Origin of the sequence: Pseudoalteromonas carrageenovora IAM 12662 (assembly GCF_900239935.1) — a bacterium.
In the GTDB taxonomy this organism is placed as follows: Bacteria; Pseudomonadota; Gammaproteobacteria; order Enterobacterales; family Alteromonadaceae; genus Pseudoalteromonas; species Pseudoalteromonas carrageenovora.
Genome location: NZ_LT965928.1, coordinates 3043241 through 3064272, shown reverse-complemented (window position 1 = coordinate 3064272; position 21032 = coordinate 3043241). Strand labels below are relative to the sequence as shown.

General features: G+C 40.1%; 21 protein-coding genes. 14 read left to right on the top strand and 7 right to left on the bottom strand.

The window, feature by feature from the left end; all coding sequences use genetic code 11:
• Positions 1–226: 226 nt before the first annotated feature.
• Positions 227–1408 (top strand): polysaccharide lyase family 7 protein, encoded by a 1182-nt coding sequence (locus ALFOR1_RS13935; RefSeq protein ID WP_058549483.1) that lies wholly within the window; start codon positions 227–229, stop codon positions 1406–1408.
• A gap of 55 nt (positions 1409–1463) precedes the next feature.
• On the opposite strand, the gene ALFOR1_RS13930 is transcribed toward ALFOR1_RS13935, so the two are convergent.
• A complete protein-coding gene (locus ALFOR1_RS13930) occupies positions 1464–2435 on the bottom strand; it encodes a zinc transporter ZntB (RefSeq protein ID WP_058549484.1) in 972 nt (323 codons plus the stop codon).
• A 287-nt stretch (positions 2436–2722) separates the two neighbouring features.
• Here ALFOR1_RS13930 and ALFOR1_RS13925 point away from each other — a divergent pair, with 287 nt between their 5' ends.
• From ALFOR1_RS13925 to ALFOR1_RS13915, 3 genes are read left to right on the top strand one after another with little or no spacing between them, the layout of a single operon-like run.
• Positions 2723–3151: an ATP-dependent zinc protease family protein gene (locus ALFOR1_RS13925; protein ID WP_058549485.1), complete on the top strand. Its 429-nt coding sequence runs from the start codon at positions 2723–2725 to the stop codon at positions 3149–3151.
• A 10-nt stretch (positions 3152–3161) separates the two neighbouring features.
• Positions 3162–4067 carry a 30S ribosomal protein S6--L-glutamate ligase gene (gene rimK, locus ALFOR1_RS13920; protein WP_058549486.1) on the top strand — a complete coding sequence of 302 codons (906 nt, stop codon included), beginning with the start codon at positions 3162–3164 and terminating at the stop codon, positions 4065–4067.
• On the top strand, positions 4054–5112 hold the full coding sequence (locus ALFOR1_RS13915) for a succinylglutamate desuccinylase/aspartoacylase family protein (protein ID WP_104643305.1): 1059 nt from the start codon (positions 4054–4056) through the stop codon (positions 5110–5112). Before rimK ends, ALFOR1_RS13915 begins: the two co-directional genes overlap by 14 nt.
• Positions 5113–5196: 84 nt before the next feature.
• Here ALFOR1_RS13915 and ALFOR1_RS13910 read toward each other — a convergent pair whose 3' ends face one another.
• From ALFOR1_RS13910 to recQ, 4 genes are all read right to left on the bottom strand, one after another.
• A complete protein-coding gene (locus ALFOR1_RS13910) occupies positions 5197–5769 on the bottom strand; it encodes a mechanosensitive ion channel domain-containing protein (protein WP_104643304.1) in 573 nt (190 codons plus the stop codon).
• Positions 5770–5839: 70 nt separating this feature from the next.
• Positions 5840–7549, bottom strand: a complete 1710-nt coding sequence (locus ALFOR1_RS13905) for a ShlB/FhaC/HecB family hemolysin secretion/activation protein (RefSeq protein WP_104643303.1) — start codon at positions 7547–7549, stop codon at positions 5840–5842.
• Between the two features lie 138 nt (positions 7550–7687).
• Positions 7688–7972, bottom strand: coding sequence for a DUF3630 family protein (locus ALFOR1_RS13900; protein WP_058549490.1), 285 nt, complete (start codon positions 7970–7972; stop codon positions 7688–7690).
• A gap of 7 nt (positions 7973–7979) precedes the next feature.
• Positions 7980–9803, bottom strand: coding sequence for a DNA helicase RecQ (recQ, locus tag ALFOR1_RS13895; protein WP_058549491.1), 1824 nt, complete (start codon positions 9801–9803; stop codon positions 7980–7982).
• A 134-nt stretch (positions 9804–9937) separates the two neighbouring features.
• Here recQ and ALFOR1_RS13890 point away from each other — a divergent pair, with 134 nt between their 5' ends.
• Together ALFOR1_RS13890 and rarD are read left to right on the top strand one after the other, a co-directional pair.
• Entirely contained in the window at positions 9938–10393 is a 456-nt protein-coding gene (locus tag ALFOR1_RS13890; RefSeq protein ID WP_173827057.1) for a thioesterase family protein, read from the top strand.
• Positions 10394–10522: 129 nt separating this feature from the next.
• The gene (rarD, locus tag ALFOR1_RS13885) at positions 10523–11440 is read left to right on the top strand and encodes an EamA family transporter RarD (protein WP_104643302.1); all 918 of its coding nucleotides are present in this window, start codon (positions 10523–10525) and stop codon (positions 11438–11440) included.
• A 10-nt stretch (positions 11441–11450) separates the two neighbouring features.
• On the opposite strand, the gene ALFOR1_RS13880 is transcribed toward rarD, so the two are convergent.
• Together ALFOR1_RS13880 and ALFOR1_RS13875 are read right to left on the bottom strand one after the other, a co-directional pair.
• A complete protein-coding gene (locus ALFOR1_RS13880) occupies positions 11451–12686 on the bottom strand; it encodes a response regulator (protein ID WP_104643675.1) in 1236 nt (411 codons plus the stop codon).
• Between the two features lie 87 nt (positions 12687–12773).
• Positions 12774–13148 (bottom strand): DUF413 domain-containing protein, encoded by a 375-nt coding sequence (locus ALFOR1_RS13875; RefSeq protein WP_104643301.1) that lies wholly within the window; start codon positions 13146–13148, stop codon positions 12774–12776.
• Positions 13149–13239: 91 nt separating this feature from the next.
• Between ALFOR1_RS13875 and ALFOR1_RS13870 the strand changes: the two genes are divergently transcribed.
• The 8 genes from ALFOR1_RS13870 (at position 13240) to ung (ending at position 20979) form a co-directional block, all read left to right on the top strand.
• Complete coding sequence (locus tag ALFOR1_RS13870) at positions 13240–14091, top strand: LysR family transcriptional regulator (RefSeq protein ID WP_058549494.1); 852 nt, start codon at positions 13240–13242, stop codon at positions 14089–14091.
• Positions 14092–14274: 183 nt separating this feature from the next.
• Positions 14275–15207 (top strand): porin, encoded by a 933-nt coding sequence (locus tag ALFOR1_RS13865; RefSeq protein ID WP_058549495.1) that lies wholly within the window; start codon positions 14275–14277, stop codon positions 15205–15207.
• Between the two features lie 356 nt (positions 15208–15563).
• The gene (locus ALFOR1_RS13860) at positions 15564–16376 is read left to right on the top strand and encodes an ABC transporter ATP-binding protein (RefSeq protein WP_104643300.1); all 813 of its coding nucleotides are present in this window, start codon (positions 15564–15566) and stop codon (positions 16374–16376) included.
• Position 16377: 1 nt separating this feature from the next.
• Positions 16378–17382 carry a FecCD family ABC transporter permease gene (locus ALFOR1_RS13855; protein WP_104643674.1) on the top strand — a complete coding sequence of 335 codons (1005 nt, stop codon included), beginning with the start codon at positions 16378–16380 and terminating at the stop codon, positions 17380–17382.
• A 4-nt stretch (positions 17383–17386) separates the two neighbouring features.
• Positions 17387–18871 (top strand): cobyric acid synthase, encoded by a 1485-nt coding sequence (locus tag ALFOR1_RS13850; protein WP_104643299.1) that lies wholly within the window; start codon positions 17387–17389, stop codon positions 18869–18871.
• Entirely contained in the window at positions 18861–19460 is a 600-nt protein-coding gene (gene cobO, locus ALFOR1_RS13845) for a cob(I)yrinic acid a,c-diamide adenosyltransferase (RefSeq protein WP_058549498.1), read from the top strand. The genes ALFOR1_RS13850 and cobO overlap by 11 nt, the downstream gene beginning before the upstream one ends.
• Positions 19460–20320, top strand: coding sequence for a cobalamin-binding protein (locus ALFOR1_RS13840; protein ID WP_104643298.1), 861 nt, complete (start codon positions 19460–19462; stop codon positions 20318–20320). Before cobO ends, ALFOR1_RS13840 begins: the two co-directional genes overlap by 1 nt.
• Entirely contained in the window at positions 20317–20979 is a 663-nt protein-coding gene (gene ung / locus ALFOR1_RS13835; RefSeq protein WP_104643297.1) for a uracil-DNA glycosylase, read from the top strand. The genes ALFOR1_RS13840 and ung overlap by 4 nt, the downstream gene beginning before the upstream one ends.
• Positions 20980–21032 lie beyond the last annotated feature (53 nt).

Sequence of the window (21032 nt, the reverse complement as noted above, 5' to 3'; positions counted from 1 at the left end):
ATTAACTTGTTGACATATTGGTAACAAAAAATATAGCCTTGTTTTGCCGATTAGGTGGATTTTTGGTAATACCAATTTGTGTTTTTTTATTTTTTATACTTCACTTTGTTATTACCAATTTTGTTGAATTTAAAGGTCTGTTTACATTGTGCGATCTAAGTTTGGTATTTATCGCCAAGCTAAGCTGTAAGGTTGTCTATTATTCAGATTTAAAGGAATAAAAATAATGGTTAAATTTAAAAAGTTACTTATTTGCTCTGCAGTTGCTGCAAGCACTTCTTTTGCGCACGCTGCAACGATTGAAAATTCAGGTTTTGAAGATGGCTGGAGTAATTGGAATGAAACAGAGCCTGCTGCGCTATCTTCAGATGCATACCAAGGTTCAAAGTCTTTAAAAATTCAAGGTAGCCCGGCCCGTGTTTATCAAACTGTGGATGTTGAGCCAAATACAGAGTACACATTGAGTGCGTATGTGCTGGGTAATGGTCAAATTGGTATCAATGATTTAGATGGCTTATTTAAAAATACTAAATTTGATACGTCTTCTTGGACCAAAGTAACTAAAACTTTTACTACAGCAAGTAAAAGTGCGCTTCAAGTATTTGCTAAGCATAATAATAGTTCTGATGATGTTCGATTTGATTCATTTTCTTTAGTGCAAGGTAGTACTGATAACGGTGGTGGCACTGACACTGGTGGCGGGACGGATAATGGCAGCGGTACCGGTATAGCAAGTAATATTACTGATGGCAGTATTTTTGATCTCGAAGGGGATAACCCTAACCCATTAGTAAATAGTGAAACTCTAGAGTTTGTTCCTTTGGAGGCTCGCCATATTACTCCAAATGGAAATGGCTGGCGTCATGAATATAAAGTTAAAGAAAGTGCACGCGTTGCAATGACTGAGACCTATGAAGTTTTTGAAGCCACTGTCAAAGTTGAAATGTCTGATGGCGGAAAAACAATTATTTCGCAGCATCATGCTAGCGATACTGGAACAATCTCTAAAGTGTATGTTTCAGATACCGATGAATCTGGGTTTGATGACAGCGTAGCTGGAAATGGCGTTTTTGACGTTTATGTTCGTCTGCGTAACACCAGCGGTAATGAAGAAAAATTTGCCCTTGGTACTATCACTAGTGGTGGCTCGTTTACTCTTCGTGTTGAAAATAACTATGGCGATGTTGATGTTAGCGCACTAGGTCGCTCATTTGGTATACCTGTAGAAGATGACTCAGAATCATACTTTAAATTTGGTAATTACCTGCAATCACAAGACCCTAATACATTAGATGAGTGCGGGGAATCTGGTAATTCGGATTCTTTCAAAGAGTGCTTTGAAGATTTAGGGATTACAGAGTCTAAAGTAACAATGACGAATGTTAGTTATACCCGTCAGACAAACTAAGTAGCCGCTTAATTATGGCCACTCAATTGAGTGGCTATATTTAAGTGTCTGTAATTTATAACCAATTTTTATTTTTAAAGTAAACGCCAATACCACCTGTAAGCACAATCAAAAATATAACAAATGCACTAAATGCATAGGGGTTTTCGGTACCTGGTATACCGCCTACATTTACACCTAACAGGCCAGTTAAAAAGCCTAGTGGTAAAAATAATGCAGCCACAACCGACATTACATACATGCGCTGATTTAATTGTTCAGACACTTGGTTGGTAATGGTTTGTTGAATGATTTGTGCACGTTCTATTGAACTGTCTAGCTCTTCTAAATAGCGAATAAGTAAGTTAGTGGTTTCGTTTAGCTTTGCTTTATCGTCATCTAATAGCCACGGGTAGTGGTTATTTACCATTGAGCTAAGTGCTTCTTTTTGCGGTTTTAAATAACGCTTTAGAGCAATAGTTTGACGGCGTAATTGCGATAAACCTTGGTTATCAAACTTTTTGCTTGGCTCGTCAATTTCTTCTTCAAACTCGTCTAGTGTTTCATCGAGTGAATCAATAACGCTTTGCATGCGCGATGTTAATTTTTGCGTTATAGAGCATACAAGTTCTGAAATATTACAAGGGCCGCTATTTGCTTTTAATGAGGCAATAATATCTTGTACAGACAGCAAACGACGTTTGCGTGTGGTAATTAGGATATTTTCGCTAATGAATAAGCGAATTGAAACCATGTCCTCTGGGCTTTGCGCAGGGTTTAAATTTACACCGCGTAAAAATAGCATATGGCCATTTGTTGTAGCAGTAATTCGTGGGCGAGTTTCATCTGCAATTAAAGAATCGAGTTCGTAATCGGTTAAATGAGATTGTGATTTTAGCCACTGTACAGCTTCGCTTTGGCTATAGTCCATATGAACCCAAAGTTTACCTTGGCCTGGTTGCCAGTTATTTAACTCACTCGTGCTTTCTATTGGGCGTGCGCCGCCTTGTTCATCAAGCACAAGGGCATGTAGTAAACCATTAATCATAATTAATTCTCAAAATAGTATATTTTTAATACTGTTAACTATAGTGTATCTACTTAGTCGCTTACAAACTTACCTTTATTTTTAATAAGTTAAGTTTATTTTGTAAAAACATATGCAGAGCCTCTGTGCTGAATAAAACGGCTAATAGCACTAATCAGCAAGGCGCGCATTGTGTGATGAGTTACCTAAAAAGATCAATTTAATTTACTCATCGACTAGATAAATTTATTTCGTTGGTGTTTTTTCACCCGTAGCGTATAAGTCACTTTTTTATTAAGGGCACATTTATGACAGCAAAGATCACAGTTGGTTGGCGTGAGTGGTTAAGTTTACCCGAGCTTGGCATCGAGAAGATTAAAGCAAAAGTTGATACTGGCGCCCGCACTTCATGTATTCATGCAATTAACATTGAAGAGTACGAAGAAGACGGTGAAAAGTGGGTAAAATTTATAGCCCAGCCTTTGCAAGACGATGAGCAAACACGCATTACTTGCAAAGCAAAGGTTAAAAAAATTAAGGCCGTAACCAGCTCTAGTGGGCAAAAAGAGTTACGGTACTTTATAGAAACAACATTGCATGCAGGGCAGCACAGCTGGCCAATAGAAGTCACTTTAACGAGTAGAGCAACAATGAAGTTTAGAATGTTACTAGGGCGTACAGCCATGGAAAATCGTATAGTCGTTGATCCGGCTTTATCTCATTTATTAGATAGTTAAGGTTTTAACTATGAAAATTGGTATTTTATCTCGCAACAGAAATTTATATTCAACTCGCCGCTTAATTGAGGCGGCGGAAGCGCGTGGTCACGAAGTTAAAGTGATTGATGCACTTCGTTGTTACATGAATATAAACTCAGAGCAGCCAGAAATTCACTACCGCGGTGAAAACTTAAAAGAATTTGACGCAATCGTCCCGCGTATTGGTGCATCAGTTACATTTTATGGCTGTTCTGTATTACGTCAGTTTGAAATGATGGGTGTTTACCCTGTTAACGAATCGGTGGCTATTTCACGTTCTCGCGATAAATTACGTTCGCTACAGTTACTTTCGCGTAAAGGCGTAGGTATGCCGGTAACCGGTTTTGCAAGCAAACCCGATGACGTTAAAGACTTACTTGAAATGGTAGGCGGCGCACCAGTAGTAATTAAGTTACTTGAAGGCACACAAGGTATTGGTGTTGTACTTGCCGAAACGCGTAAAGCGGCTGAAAGTGTTATTGAAGCGTTTATGGGCTTAAAAGCCAATATTATGGTTCAAGAATATATTAAAGAAGCCGGCGGTGCCGACATTCGCTGTTTTGTATTAGGTGATAAAGTAATAGCAGCCATGAAGCGCCAAGCTCAAGAGGGGGAGTTCCGTTCAAACCTTCACCGTGGTGGTAGCGCTACACTTGTACGCATTACACCAGAGGAGCGTAAAACGGCTGTAGCTGCAGCAAAAGCAATGGGCTTAAATGTAGCGGGTGTTGATTTACTTCGCTCATCTCGTGGACCACTGGTAATGGAAGTTAACTCTTCACCAGGCCTTGAGGGTATTGAAGTAGCAACAGGTAAAGATATTGCGGGCATGGTAATCGACTTCATCGAGAAAAATGCTGCTATTAAAGGAACAGCAACTCGTGGCAAAGGTTAAAATTAACCGTGCTTTTACCTTATTAGGTGAAAGCGTAGGCGTAGGTGAGCGTAAAACCCTTGCCTTAGAGGCTGCAAAACTCTACACCCATTCACCGCTCAATATTCCTATTGAGGTGGTTAACGGTGTGATGGAAGGCCCTGTGCTTATGGTATGTGCAGCTATTCATGGTGATGAGCTAAATGGTGTAGAAGTTGTGCGTCAGCTGCTCTCTAAAATAGATGCAAACCAACTGCGCGGAACCATAATTGCTGTGCCTATTGTTAATGTGTTTGGCTTTATTCATAAATCGCGTTATTTACCCGATAGACGTGATATGAACCGCAGTTTTCCGGGCTCTGAGCGCGGATCGCTAGCTGGGCGTATGGCACATATGTTTTTTAAACAGGTGGCGGTACATTGTACTCACATTATTGATTTACATACGGGTGCCATTCATCGTACTAACTTACCGCAAATACGCGCTAATTTAGAAGATGAAGCAACAGCGGATATGGCTAAAGCATTTGGCACACCAGCGGTTATAAATGCATCCCTTCGTAATGGCTCATTAAGAAGTGAAGCCGCTAACTTAGGTATACCCGTTATTACTTACGAAGCCGGTGAAGCACTACGCTTTGATCCTATTGCCATAGCAGCAGGTGTGCAGGGGGTGGATTATGTGATGCGTCATTTAAAAATGATCCGTGGCAAACGTCCTAAAAAACTTCCCGATCCTATTATTGCAGGCTCTACAAGTTGGATACGTGCTGAAGTGGATGGCATTGTACGTGCGCAAGTATCGCTTGGTGAGCATGTAGAAAAAGGCCAAGTGCTGGCGTATATAAGTAGCCCTTTAGGTGACTCTGAGCTTGAGCTTTTAGCGCCTAAAGGCGGTATTGTAATTGGTCAGCAAACTATGCCATTAGTAAACGAAGGGGATGCGGTATTCCACCTTGCTTATTTTGCAAATGACAACAGCTTAGTAGAGCAGCAACTAGAGCACTTTATTGACGAAATAAATGATTTAGATGATGAACTAAAAACAGCTGAGCTAAATAACTAGTCTTAATTGTGGTTAGCTAAGTATTAAAAATCCGCAGTAGGTAATTTACCTACTGCGGATTTTTTGTGAATATGACTTTTTAAACTATGTCTTTTTAGGGCCTACAATACGCTTAATTACCGGCGCTTTAGTGGGCTTAGGCTCTTTTTTTAATACCATTACAGGGCGAGTAACAAAGAGGTTATTTGGGTATACAACTCTGTGCCCATCTACATGCTCAAGCACGACGTTCATTAAGCCTAATTCAACAATACGTCCTTCTATATGGTTTGCGCCATCAACAATACGTACCCAGTAGCCAACATGGAAGTCGTTTTGAATAAACATTAATAAAAAGGCGGTAAGGTTACTTAGTAACGACCAAGCTGCAAATAAAGCGACCCCTAACATAGCAAACAAAGATGAGCCTAAAACTAATAATCCGCGCAGCTCTATACCCCAAAATATGAGCACTAAGCAAAGTACTACAAACGCGAGTATTATTTTTAATAACAGCTCAGCTCTAAATTTACGATGAATATCTACTTTGCCTTTTATGGCTTTTTCGAGCAGCTTTTTAGTTATTTTTAATAAAAGAGGAAAAAGTAAAATGGCAATAAGGGTGACAATTAATTTATATTGCGTACCCATTAGCGCTAAAAGCTCGAACAATTCCAAAGTGTGATCCCGTACTATTTTTAAGCGAGTTTAAAGTGCTAGTTTAGCGCTTTCGTATGCTACTCGCTATTTAAAAGGTGTTTTTGACGCTAACTAACCACTGCACCGAATCAACATCGTCGTAGCTATCAAGAGGCGCTGCAATATCAATATGGATCATGGTGCCAGAGTTTGCTCTGCTTGGCGCTAAGCGCAGCCCAATACCGATATTTTTTAAAACATGGTCGTTCTCGCCGTTATCTTCATTATTAAACCAAGCGCGGCCAACATCTAAAAAACCTGCCGCACCCACTTTAAATAGTTGCAGTAAATCATACTCCCAGTAATAGCGCTTTTCTAAACTAACTAAAAAGCTACGATCGCCATGTTGGTAATCCATCGGGTAGCCGCGCAAACCTGTTTCGCCGCCTAATGTAAGCTGTTTATCAGCGGTTAAATTTTTAGCGTACTGCGCGCGAGCTTTAATATACCAAGACTGATCAACACTGGTGTTTAAGTAGTATTGTATTTGGCTGGTGGCTAAAAAGTTTTCTAGCTGTTTTTGTTCTTTATTCCAATAGCCATCAAGCTCAGTGCTAAAACGCCATAGTGTTCTGTCGGTAGTGAAATGTGCTTTTTTAGCTTTAAAAGAGTAAATGGCACGGGTGTCGTCGTTACTTAATGACTCGTCTGAATAGCCTAATAGTGCTTTTATGTTCCAGCCTAAATTAAGATCTTCAGTGCGAGAAATACTGTCAAAGTTACGCACTTTTATGTAGCTGTCTTCAAACCAGTGCCCGCTAACATATGGATAACTCAGCTTTCGGTTTTGAGCAAGCGGGGCAAAGGTAGTGTCAATCTCTTCAAAGCTGTCTTCTTGGTTTACGTAGCCAAGCGTTAGGCGCTGCGTCCAACTATCACTGAGTGCTTTTGAATGGCCTAAAAAAGCACTAAATAGATCTGTCGTTTGATCAAACTCACTGTATTCATCACCACGGCGATACAGCGATTCTTCTCTTTGCTCAGAAAAAATTTTAATACCATAACTATAAGGTGTATCTATGGCATAAAACGGGTAGGTAAGCTCTAATAAGTGGCGTTTACCATCGCTGTTGTCGGCATATTCTAAGCGGCCGCGGTAGCGAGTTGAAAAAATATTAGGATCGTCATACACAAACAAGTAACCATTGCGATCGCTGTCGGTTGTACGTGCAAACGATAAACGTTTCCCCCAACCAAATAAATTAGACTCTCGAAAGCCAATACTCGATTTATTTTCGCCACCGCTACGGCTAAAGCTGATTTCAGGTAATAAAGTCCATAAATCGCGGGTTACTACGGTTACATCTACGTTGCCGTTGCAGTTTTCTGTGGCGCTTATTTGCGCATCATATAAATAATTTTGACGGCGTAATAATCGCTCTGACTCAGCCAGCTTTTTAGCGTTGTATTTATCACCTTGCTTAAACAGTAAAATATTACTGATAACATCTGGCTCGGTTTGAATATGGGCGCGGTTAGCAAAGCGAAAAAGTGCGTTATTTTCTTCTTCAAGCTCTGTATTAAATACATTGAGCTGGGTAAGTTTAATAGAGGCTATTTGCGCATCACTTCGGCTATTAACCAGTGTGGTTTTGTCCTCTATTTCTCGGCGCAGGTTTTTATTTTTTTCTAAATGGGCTTGAGTGAGTGGGCAAGTGTCGGTTTTATCAGGCGCTTGCTGAGCAATAACGCTAGGCACGAAAAAGCTTAAAACACTTAAGCCAATACAACATTGTGCAATCCATTTCTTATTCACCATTAAACCTCTTTACTACTTAGTAGCAACTGCCGATCATAATATCAGCTTACATCATTGTTATTACAATGTAAGTAAAAGGTATGGATTTTGAAACTAATTAATTGTTACCGCTATGCACCTTTGTTAATGAGTGCAGTTTTAGCTTAAATAAAAGGCAAGGGCTGCTAATAAGTGCTCGGCCTCTAGGCCTTCACCGTTAATCCAAATACTTTCGCTATAGTGTTCAAAGTTTAAATTAAAGGTATGTTGTTGGTAGCTAAAACGCAGCTGATGACGATCTGCGCCACCAGAGTATTCGTTAATTGTTATTTCATCTGAATGTAAAAATAAAGTGCTCCACAGCTCAAAGTCTTCATCGTGTGGTGGCTCTACAGGGCTAACTACAATGCATTTATGGGCGTGGTCGTATTCTATTTGGGTCATAGGGTTCTTAATTGGTCGCTAGGTAATTGCGAATTGCAGTTAAAAATTCGCCGCCATATTTGTTTAGTTTGGTAAAGCCCACTCCCGACACTTTTAAAAATTCGCTGTCGTTTGTAGGCATTAACTGCGCCATTTCGGCTAACGTTTTATCGTTAAATACAACATAAGGCGGTACGTCGTCGGCATCAGCGAGTTCTTTACGCAGAGCACGTAAGCGGGCAAATAGTTTTTTATCGTAATTAAATTGGGCAAGTTTGTCTTGGTATACGTGTTTAGCTTGTAAGCGAGGCTCTGCCAATTGCAAAGCGTATTCACTTTTTAAAATTGCTCGTGCTGCCTCGGTTAAACGCAGTGACGCACCTTGCGTTATATCTTGGCTTAGTAAGCCCTGATGAATAAGTTGGCGCAAAATACTAAGCCAAAATTCACTGCTCTTATCTTTACCTATGCCGTAAGTACTTAGTTCATGGTGGTTGTTATCGCGTATGCGGCTTGTATTAGCCCCGCGTAATAACTCAACAATATAACCTAAACCAAAACGCTGCCCAGCTCTGTATACACACGAAAGCGCTTGTTGGGCAACTAAAGTACCATCAAAACTTTTTGGCGGATTTATGCAAATATCGCAGTTACCGCATTGTTCGCGTTTGTATTCACTAAAGTAATTAAGGAGGATTTGACGTCTGCAGGTTTGTGCCTCTGCAAAACTTGCCATGGCGTTAAAGCGTTGTTCTTCTACGCGGCGGCGTTGCTCATCATCTATATCTTCAAAAAAGCGCCTAACGCGGCCAATATCAGCCGGATCAAAATACATTATGGCTTCTGCGGCTAAGCCGTCACGACCAGCACGCCCGGTTTCTTGATAATAAGCTTCTATGCTTTTAGGAATATCGTAATGCAATACAAAGCGCACGTTAGGTTTATTTATTCCCATACCAAATGCCACAGTCGCGACCACTATTTGAATGTCGTCACGGGCAAATCCCGTTTGTACAAATTGGCGTTGCTCGTTACTCATACCCGCATGGTAAGCGGCTGCATTAAGGCCTGCATCTGCAAGTTTTTCGGCAATGTCGTCTACACGTTTACGGCTAGTGCAATAAATAATACCACTTTGATTTTTTTGTTCTTTTAAATAGCGCAGTAGTTGCGCCATAGGCTTAAATTTTTCTTCTATTGTGTAACGAATATTAGGTCTGTCGAAGCTGCCGGTATGAATATAGGGGTGTTGTAGTTTTAATTGTTCAACTATATCAAAGCGAGTGGCTTTATCGGCCGTGGCAGTAAGCGCCATCATAGGCACGTGAGAAAAACGTTGTTTTAGCTCGTTTAATCTAAAGTAATGGGGCCTAAAGTCGTGCCCCCAATGAGATACGCAGTGCGCTTCGTCTATGGCAAAGAGGCTTACATTTAGGTGCGATAAACGCTCTAAAAAGTCACGTTGCAATACTTTTTCAGGGGCAACATATAATAGTTTAATTAATCCCTGGTGGAGCTGTTGATAGACTAACTGCTGTTCTTCTCGCCCTAAGCTGTTATTTACATAGGCAGCTTTAACACCTAATGCTTGTAGTTGCGTAACCTGATCTTGCATTAGGGATATAAGTGGAGATATAACAATAGTAACGCCTTCAAGTACTAAAGCCGGAACTTGGTAGCAGACTGATTTACCACCGCCCGTAGGCAGCAATACCAGAGAATCTTTACCGCTAATAGCTGCATCAATTACTGCTTTTTGGCCGTCGCGAAATTCGCTGTAGCCAAACACTTGTTTGAGGACAGTTTCGGGTTTGCGCACAATAGTGCTAGAAGGTTGCGTTAATGTAGTCATCGGCGGGTATTTTAGTGTTTTTTTTATAGGATGTCTTTAGCTTAAAGGTAAATGATTTGATCAGAGCCTCGTAGTTTTGCTCAAGTTATGCTTTACTCATCGTACCAGTGTTAATTTAAACATAGAGAATAATAATGAATAAAGAAATGTTAATTGAACAAGTAGGCGCGTTGTTTGTAAATGGTATGCCATTTAACCAGTTTTTAAATATATCGGTGGAGTCGCTAAGCCCAGAGCAAGCTAAAATAAGCTTTCCTTGGCAGGATGTGTTTATTGGTAACCCTGCTCAAAAAATTCTTCACGGCGGTATTATTTCTGCTGTGCTTGATAATGTCGGCGGAATGCTTGCAGCAGCCAGTGTAATAGATAAATTAACCGATATAGATATGCCAAGTGTGCAGCAAAAGCTTGCCACTTTAGGGACTATTGATTTACGTACCGACTATTTACGCCCAGGGAAAGGGGAGAGTTTTATTGCGAGTGCCACACTCATTCGTTCAGGTAATAAAGTTTGTGTGTGCAGAATGGAGCTACATAATGAAAAGTCAGTGCAAATAGCTTTTGGTACAGGTACGTATTTAGTGGGGTAAAGCACTTAATTAAGTACAGCTAAATAAAAAGCTTTGCCTTGTGCTTAGGTTTACTCGCCTCAAAATAAATCACTTAGTAGAGCGAATTGGTATAAACTGTCGGCCTTTTAGTATGAGTAAGTTGTATTTATGTCGATGGAAAATGAGCAGCGTAAAGGCGGTATTTTTGCTTGTCTTGCCTTTTTTATGTGGGGCTTGGCTCCTATCTATTTCAAACAAATTCAGCATGTTTCTGCGTTTGAAATTTTAACCCACCGCGTTGTTTGGTCAGTCGTATTTTTAGTACTTGTAGTGAGTGTGCTTAAGTATTGGGATAAGGTTAAGCGTATTGTTGTTCAGCCTAAAATTATGTTTATGCTGCTCATAACGTCTTCTATATTAGGTTTTAACTGGGGCTTGTTTATTTGGGCAGTTAATAACAACCATATGCTTGATGCCAGTTTAGGTTACTACATAAACCCACTACTTAATGTGTTGCTAGGTATGCTGTTTTTAGGCGAGCGGTTACGAAAACTACAAGGGTTTGCGGTATTTTTAGCGTTTGCAGGTGTGGTACTACAGCTTGTTAGCTTTGGCTCGTTCCCTGTGGTGGCGTTTTCACTGGCTACCTCATTTGCTATTTATGGTTTATTACGCAAAAAGCTACCTGTAGAGGTACTCCCAGGTATTTTACTCGAAGCGCTTATTTTATTGCCTGTCGCGTTAATTTATTGGTGGGTCATGGCCCCAACACCGACCTCAGATTTGGTTGTAAACGATTGGCATACCAATATACTACTAATTAGTGCTGGTATTATTACCACCTTACCACTACTTTGCTTCACTGGCGCCGCTAAACGTTTGCAGTACACAACACTGGGCTTTTTCCAATACATAGGGCCAAGCTTAATGTTTATGCTAGCTGTGGTATTTTACAATGAAGTGTTTGATGCCGAGCGAGTTATTACTTTTGCGTGTATTTGGAGCGCGTTAGCGATATTTACGTGGGACTCGTATCATCAGTCGCGTAAACGTAAAAAGGCGGCAATAACAGCTGCCGAGGTGTAGGTGTTACATCCTAGCTAACTACCTTATTACGGCCGGTTTCTTTAGCGTCATACAGCTTTAAATCGGCCTGTTTTAATAACTCATCAATTTTATAAACAGGGCCACTAACAAAACCAATTGAAATAGTAAATTTGATTTTAGCGCTACTAAATTCATGGCTATTAGCTTCTATAAAGTACCTAAATCCTTCAAGGCGTTTAAGGGCTTCTTGTTTTTCTACATCTATAAAATAAACCGCAAACTCTTCACCACCCAAGCGCGCCACTAAATGCTTTTTAAAGTACTTTTTAAAACAAATAGAGAGCCCTTTTAATACTTCATCGCCTACATCGTGTCCGTAGGTATCGTTAATTGATTTAAAGTGGTCAATATCAAGCATAGCAAGTGCACCATTGCCGTTAGTGCGCTTAATTTGCTTTAGTGATTTTTCAGCCTCTTCAAAAAAGTAGCGGCGGTTAGGCAAGTTTGTTAAGTAGTCAGTATTTGCTTGGCGCTTAATGGTGGCAATTTGCTCTAACATATCTACGTTTTGACTAAGGCGACAGTAAAATTCTTCGCTATTAAAAGGTTTGTGCAGGTAATCGTTAGCGCCATTTTTTAAAAATAAGCTAGAAAGCGCTGAAGAGTCGGCCCCAGAAATACCAATAATCGCTTTTTCATCGTTACTGTATAGGCTACGAATTTGTGTACATAATTCGTCACCATTCATATTGGGCATTTCGTTGTCAGTAATTATTACCGTGATATCTGGTGAGGCTTCAAGCATTTTAAGTGCCTCAACACCATCTTTAGCTTCTATTGTTTGGTATTTGTGTCGTGCAAGTAAGCTGCAAATATAGCGACGTGTAGAGGTTGAGTCGTCAACAACGAGTACTTTTACGTTTTCATTACGGGGTAGGCGCAGTAACTGCTTTTCTAAGTATTGATAAGCTTGTTTGTTTTCTTTGGTTATGTAATCAATTATTGGGTATTTTTCTACCGTGTCGCGTGTTTGCTGATCGATATTACCAGTCATTACAATGGTAGGAATTTCTGCAGCTATAGTACAGGGGACAGCTTCGCCTGTTGGCGCATCAGGTAAAATAAAGTCTACGACAGCGCAAAAGTAGGCGTTTGAACTTAATAGTTCTTTAGCTTGAGCTAACGACTCGGCGATATCAACATCGTAGCCAGCTTTAAGCGCAATGTGCTTTTGCACACGCGCTATAGTAGGTGTATCTTCAATTATTAGTATTTTTCGCGTCACGTAGCTACCTTGTTTAATATTTTGCAAAAGTATTTGCTAATACAAGTTGTAACTGCTAAAACGCAAAAAAGCAAATAACTTAGTGGCTTACAAGCTATCTGCTTCTGAATAATACTCTTGGCTAATGGGTGCTGGCCCTGACATTTTAGAACGACCAAATAATGTGTGGAATTTAGTTTTACAGGTTGTTAGCTTTAAGTATTTAACCCACGCACGCTCAATTGGGTTTGTAGGCTCTAAAGAACCCGTAACCACCGCTACAAATTGTTCTTGATGTTCATTTTGTGGCGCTATAGTTTTAGAGTATAAGCCTTTTAAAACAACTCCGTGCTGTTCTAATATGCTGGCTTCTAACAAGGTGAAGTTTCCGCTGCGGCCAAAACCACGTGGAAAGTTTTGATCATCATAAAATTGACGTTGGCTAACAAATGCTTGGCGTAGTAGTGAAATATTATTGCTCATAACTTTATCCTCATACCCTATTAATTAGTTGGAGTATGATGCAAGTTTGGTAATTTATTAAACAAATTATTTTTATCGTGAGGATAAAAAATTGGATATAGATTTATTAAAAACATTTGTAGAAGTAGTGCGTACTCGCCACTTTGGTAAAGCGGCCGAAAACCTGTACATAACGCAGTCTGCGGTTAGTTTTAGGATTCGCCAACTTGAGCAAGGCCTTGGGGTTAATTTATTTATACGCCAACGAAATAATATTCAGTTAACGGCACCTGGCGAGCGTTTATTACCCCATGCAAAAATGATAATTACTGGTATGCAGCGCGCAAAAGTGGATGTGGCGCTTGCTGATAATATGCATAAGCAGGTAACACTTGCTGGTACACCTAATATTTGGGATGCATTTTTACAGTTTGGTATAACTAATATAGTGTCGGCTATGCCTGGGGTGTCGCTTGTAGCAGAAGTTAAAGCGCAGCAAGAAAGTACACGACTACTTTTAGAGCGCACACTCGATTTGGCTATTTTGTTTGATCCGCCAAAGGTTGACGAGTTAGTGGTTGAGCGTATTTGTGAGCTGCCAATTATTCCAGTAAGTGCATTTGACACCGCAACAAACGAAAACTTTTTTGATAACCAATATGTTTATGTTGACTGGGGCACTACTTTTTCACTTTGGCATGCTCGCCAGTTTACGGGTAAAACGCCCCCTTATTTTAGAACTAGTACAGGGCGTATTGCGCTTGATTTAATACTGCAATGTGGTGGCAGTGCCTTTATACCTCAGGTGCTTGTGCAAGATCATCTTGATAAGGGTGAGCTGTTTCATGTTAAAGACGTAGAAAATACCTCAAGAGACATATTTGTAGCCTATCATAGAGATAATGAGCAAAAGGAATTAATCGAAACCTTAATAAATTTATTACCTAAAGTAGAGCTGACTTAGTAAAAGCTTTTATTAGGTACTAATTTGTCTGATTAGTGAACATGTCCTTTTGATTTCATAAATAATGCAGTTTTATTAACTTTAAAAGACAAAAATATTTCATTTGTAATATTTTTGTCATTTAGTGATGCCAAACTGCAGCTGTTTTAAAAATTAGTCTTTTGTGATTATCGAGGAAATAACATGAAATTTGTAAAATCGAGCTTATGTGTCGCTTTATTAAGTGGTTTATCTTTTAATGCGCTTGCAGACGTTGATGTTTACGGTAAAGCGAATGTTACTGTGCAGTCGTCTGATGATGGTGAAGGGTCTTTCACAGAAATTAAAAGTAACGCATCTCGCTTTGGTCTTAAAGGTTCTGAAAAAATAACAGACGGCCTAGAAGCGGTTTATAAGTTTGAGTTTCAAGTAGACGTGTCTGATGCTGACTCAAAAGGCGACAACGACGACAATATTTCTGCTCGTAACCAATATGTTGGCTTAAAAGGCGCATATGGTCAGGTAGTTGTGGGTCGTAATGATACAGCCCTTAAACAATCTCAAGGTAAGTTAGATTTATTTAACGACCTTGAAGGCGATATTAAAAACGTGTTTAAAGGTGAAAACCGTTTAGGTGATTCAATTACTTATACATCTAAAACATACGAAGGTTTTAAATTACTTGCTACTTTTATTGCCGAAGACGACGTAGATGCAGATAACGGTTATTCATTAGCGGTTACTTATGGCGATGTAGCACTTAAAAATAGCGCTATATATGCGTCAATTGCAGCCGATAGCGAAGTAAATGGCTACGATGTTGTACGTGCGTCAATTCAAGGTAAAGTTGAAAACTTTAAACTAGGCGCAATGTACCAAACGCAAGAAACAGTAGATGGCAGTGCAGAAGCTGACGGTTACTTACTAAACGCCGCTTACAGCATGGGTAAAAACACCTTCAAAGTACAGTACCAAGCAATGGACTTTGACGATAGTGATGATAAAACTGCGGTATCTGTAGGTGTTGATCACAAGTTTAATAAAAACATTAAAGTATTTGGTTTTTACTCAAGCTTCGACATGGACAACAACGTTGACCAAGATTATGTAGGCTTAGGTATGGAATACAAGTTTTAACTATTCGCTAAATTAGTTAAAACACTCCCTTTTTAACCGCGCTCCTTTGAGCGCGGTTTTTTTTGCTTTAAATTCTTTACCCGCCCATAATAGACCCTCATTTGGAATGAGGTGCAAACCCTCAACTATTCCCGTAACTGTAATTAGCATAAAGCTTTAAGTCAGATACAAATGAGCAATACTAATTAGCATAAATATTTGAACAATTTAGCGAGTTAAATTTATCGCTTAATAGCTTCTGTACCTAAGCAGATTGGTAAAATTTTTTTAACGAGCGGGTTTACTCATTTTTTATTAATGCACTAGGTATTGTTAGCTGTATTGTTAGTGAGTGCACGCCTACCAAGGACTCACTGTTGCACACTAAATCAGCGCCAAACACGCCTTTACTTAACGTTAATAATGTTTCGTGGGGGATTGCCAATAAAAGCATTTTAAATAATATTAATGTGCAAATATCGCCAGGTAAGTTTGTGGGTCTAATCGGGCCAAATGGGGCGGGTAAGTCGAGTTTGCTACGTTGTTTATATCGTTTTAACCGGCCAATCTCAGGGCAGATTACTTTTAATAACCACGATATTTGGCAACTTAAAAGTGAAGATTATGCAAAGCAAGTCGCTGTGGTACTTCAAGAAACACCTTCACAATTTAACCTAAGTGTATTTGACGTTATTGCGCTTGGGCTTACTCCTCATAAATCGTTATTTAGTTCAGTAACCAACAGCGATAAACAAAATATCATCCAAGCTATCAATACTGTAGGGCTTGATCAACACAGTAATCAAAGTTTTGAATCGCTCTCTGGCGGCGAAAAGCAGCGCGCTTTAATAGCTCGCGCTATTGTGCAGCAACCTCAGTTATTAATTATGGACGAACCAACCAGCCATTTAGATGTTAAATACCAAATACAAGTTATGGAGCTGGCTAAATCGCTCGGTGTAACTGTGTTTGCATCGTTTCATGATTTAAACCTAGCTGCTGCAATGTGTGATGAACTGCTCGTTATTAAAAACGGCGAAATTACGCATTCGGGTACGCCAACACAGGTATTAACCGAAAACATGCTAGCTGAAGTCTTTGGTGTATGCGCCCAAGTAAATAGCCATCCACAGTTATCTAAAGCGGGAAATAGCATTCCTCACATCACTTACTTTTATGGTTATGAATAATATGAGCGCAGTTAATACTCGTCACTCACTTGCACTATTTATAAGCATTGCAGCTGCGTTATTTAGCTTATTTGCAGCACTTAGTTTTGGTGCAGCAGATACTTCACTTGAGGATGTGTTAAATAGTTTTTTACTGTCAAATGAAGCCTCTTTTAATACGCGTATTATTTACGAGCTAAGAATGCCACGTACGTTACTTGCGTTTATGGCAGGCGCAGGATTAGCAATTGCAGGGCTTATTTTGCAAACCGTCACGCGCAATCCGCTCGCCGATCCATACTTATTCGGTATATCATCGGGGGCTTCGTTTGGGGTGGTAGTACTTATGGCTTTTACAGGCATTAGCGCTGGTTTTATGTTATCTACAGCGGCGCTTTTAGGCAGTTTGGCTGCAATGAGTTTATTAATACTTATAGCCGGTAGGCAGCAAAGTGCTCAAGTTGAGTCTATGTTGTTGGCAGGTGTTGCATTGTCGTTTTTATTTAGCGCATTTACTAGCTTATTACTTTATTGGAGCGATCCTCAGGCTGTTGCGGCTATTTTGTTTTGGACGTTAGGTAGCTTTGCACGTGCGCAATGGGCAACGCTTTGGTTGCCGTTAGTCGTTATTGTTGTGTGCATTGGTTTTATGCTGAGCTTCAGAAGGCAGCTTAATGCAATGCTATTGGGCGATGAAAGTGCTATAACGCTGGGTGTGCGGGTACATCGATTTAGAATTTTAATGCTTGTTTTAAGTTCGTTAATAACCGCAGTGCTGGTGGCAATGTGTGGTGGTATAGGCTTTGTAGGTTTGATGGTACCGCATATTGTGCGCTTTTTTATATCACAAGGTAGTGTAGCTGGCCTATTAGTGACTAGCTTAGTTGGCGGCACATTTATGGTGTGGGTTGATGTGTTTTCACGCTCACTATTAAAAAACCAAGAGCTACCTGTCGGTGTTATTACCGCTGCAATAGGTAGTGTGTTTTTTTTAAGTTTATTGTTTTTTAGAAAATCGAAGGTGTAGCCCAATGAAAACCCTAATGGTTCAAGGCACTACATCAGATGCGGGTAAAAGCACGTTAGTAGCGGCGCTTTGCAGAGTGTTTGCAAAGCGAGAAGTAAATGTTGCTCCATTTAAGCCACAAAATATGGCACTTAACAGTGCGGTAACTAAAGATGGCGGCGAAATTGGCCGTGCCCAGGCTCTTCAAGCAATAGCTGCAAAGGTAGAGCCAGAGATAGACTTTAACCCCATATTACTTAAGCCTAATAGCGACACTGGCGCACAAGTTATTATTCATGGCAAAGCTATTAGTAATATGGAAGCGGGTAAATATCACGACTATAAAAAAGTGGCAATGGATGCAGTACTTACCTCGCATAACCGTTTAGCTAAACGTTTTGATTTATTACTGGTTGAAGGTGCTGGTAGCCCGGCTGAAATTAATCTACGTGAAAACGACATAGCAAATATGGGTTATGCAGAAGCGGTAGATTGCCCGGTCATTATCATTGCTGATATTGACAAAGGCGGCGTGTTTGCACACTTAGTGGGTACATTAGCGCTACTAAGCGAATCAGAACAAGCGCGCGTAAAAGGGTTTGTTATAAATCGCTTTAGGGGCGATATAAGCTTATTGCAAAGCGGGCTTGATTGGCTTGAACAATACACAAATAAGCCAGTGCTTGGTGTACTTCCGTATTTGCACGATTTAGCCCTTGATGCTGAAGATGCCGTTGCGATAGATAACAAAGTGACGAGTGCCACCATTAATATTGCAGTACTTTTATTGCCTCATATTAGTAACCATACCGACTTTGATGCACTGCGTTTGCATCCCAATATTAATATAACGTATGTACGCCACACGCAAACGATCCCAGCAGTTGATCTGATCATTGTACCGGGTAGTAAAAATGTGCTCGGGGATTTAGCCTTTTTAAAAAGCGAAGGTTGGGATACACAAATAAAGCAACACTTACGCTATGGTGGCAAAGTACTTGGCATTTGTGGAGGGATGCAAATGCTGGGCAATACAATCAACGATCCAGATGGAGTGGAGTCGTCGTTAAAGCAAATAACGGGGCTTGCCCTGTGCGATTTTGAAACCACATTGAGTACGCAAAAAGTACTCTCTAAATTATCAGCAACACTGCAGTTAAATGATTTACAAACACCGTGTAGTGGCTACGAAACACATGCAGGTATTAGTATAGGGGCAGCGCTTAATAAGCCATTTTTAACTTTTACTGAGCATCCTAATGGGTTTGTAAACGATGGCTTTATTAGTGATGATAATGCTATAGCAGGCACTTATTTACATGGTTTATTTGATGAGGCCAGCGCCACATCGCAAATTTTAAACTGGGTAAAACCAGAGGCCGCAATAAAGCCAATTAGTATTGCCCAGCACCGCGAACAGCAATTAGAACGCTTAGCAACTATGTGCGAGGCACACTTAAACATACAACAAATTATATCGATTTATGAAGGGCACAATAATGACAGATAAAAGCAACGATAAGCATCAGCAACGCCAGCAAAAAGTAAAAGAGCAGGTAGATGCGCGTGTTGCTGCCGCGCAAGACGTAAAAGGTATATTCCAAGTAATTACAGGAAATGGTAAAGGTAAATCAACCTCTGGCTTTGGTGTGGTTGCGCGCTGTGTTGGTCATGGTAAAAAAGCCGCTGTATGTCAGTTTATTAAAGGTACGTGGGAATGTGGCGAGCGTAATTTATTGCAAGGTGCAGGCGTTGAATTTGCAGTAATGAATACAGGGTTTACATGGGATACGCAAAACAAAGAGGCCGACACTGCTGCTGCGCAAGCAACATGGCAAGAATCTAAACGTATGCTTGCAGATAGCAGTATTGATTTAGTATTACTTGATGAACTTACGTACATGGTGACTTACGGCTACATTGACCTAAATGAAGTGGTCAGTGCGCTTAATAACCGCCCACCTATGCAGTCGGTTATTATTACCGGTCGTGCAGCGCATCGCACTTTAACCGATCTTGCAGACACAGTAAGTGAAGTACGTAATGTAAAACATGCGTTCGACTCAGGAATAAAAGCACTAGAAGGGTTTGATTACTAATGTACAAAGCGCTTTTAGTTGGACTTGGGCTATGCAGTTTATTAGGCAATGCAGCTGCAAATGAAGTAACAAATCCTAATAAGATACGTGTAGTGGCACTTGCGCCGCATATAGTAGAAAACCTATTTGCTATAGGCGCGGGGAGTAATATTGTCGGTACTGTTGATTACGCCGATTATCCAGCTGAGGCTAAAAGTATTGAGCGCATTGGTGGTTACTATGGTATTTCCCTTGAAAAATTATTAGCGCTAAAACCTGATTTAGTAATTGGTTGGAAAAGTGGTAATCAAAGTGAAGATTTAGAACAAATTAAACGCCTTGGTATAAAAGTACATTTAAGTGATCCCAAAAAAATAGAAGAAGTTGCAAACGAGCTGATTACTTTTGGTAAATTTACTGGGCGTATTGAGCAAAGCGAGCAAGTAGCAAACGCATTTATTACTAAGCTAAAAAAAATTAAAAAACAGCAGCAAAGCAAAAAAATATTAACTGGTTTTTATCAACTATGGCCAGAGCCAATGATGACGGTAAGTAAAAACACATGGATAAACCAGCTTATTGAAACATGTCATGTAAGGAATGTGTTTGCACAAAGCGATACCGACTACCCGCAGATTAGTATCGAAAATGTTGTTGTGACTAAGCCGCAAATTATTATTACCCCTGATGAAAAATCAAAAACACCACAACCGGTCGTCGATTGGCAAAAATGGCCAGAAGTACCTGCGGTTAAAAATAATCATTTTATTAGTGTAAATGCCGATTTATTGCATCGTTTTTCGCCGCGTATGCTCGATGGGCTTGCTGATATGTGTGATAAAATAGATGTATCACGCAAACAAATTAAGAGCACACAATGAGCGATTGGTCAGGCTTTTTACAAAGCGAATTACAGCAGCCCTATATGTTGCAAACCTTAGATTATGTCACTAAGCGCAGAGAAGAAGGCGTTGCAGTTTATCCGCCAGAGCAGCAAGTATTTAGTGCTTTTGATGCAACAGAACTTAACAACATTCGAGTGGTTATTTTGGGGCAAGACCCTTACCACGGCGAAGGACAGGCACATGGTTTGTGTTTTTCGGTATTGCCTGAGGTTAAAAAACTGCCACCGTCGCTTAAAAATATGTATAAAGAGTTAGCCACCGATATTACTGGCTTTACTATTCCAGCACACGGTTACCTGCAAAGCTGGGCAGAACAAGGCGTATTTTTGCTTAATACGGTACTTACTGTTGAGCAAGGGCAAGCGCATTCTCATAAGCATTTAGGATGGGAGCAATTTACCGATAACGTAATTGCGCACATTAATGAGCACTGCGAAGGTGTAGTATTTATTTTATGGGGCGCACATGCGCAAAAAAAAGGTAAAAGTATAAACAGTGCACGTCATCATATTTTAAAAGGGCCGCATCCTTCGCCGCTTTCTGCACATCGAGGTTTTTTTGGCTGTCAGCACTTTTCAAAAACTAATGACTTATTACAATCACTAGGTAATAAACCCATTAATTGGCAGGTTTAACTAACTAAAAGCAACGCATTAAAAAAGGCTTTCATATAGTGAAAGCCTTTTTG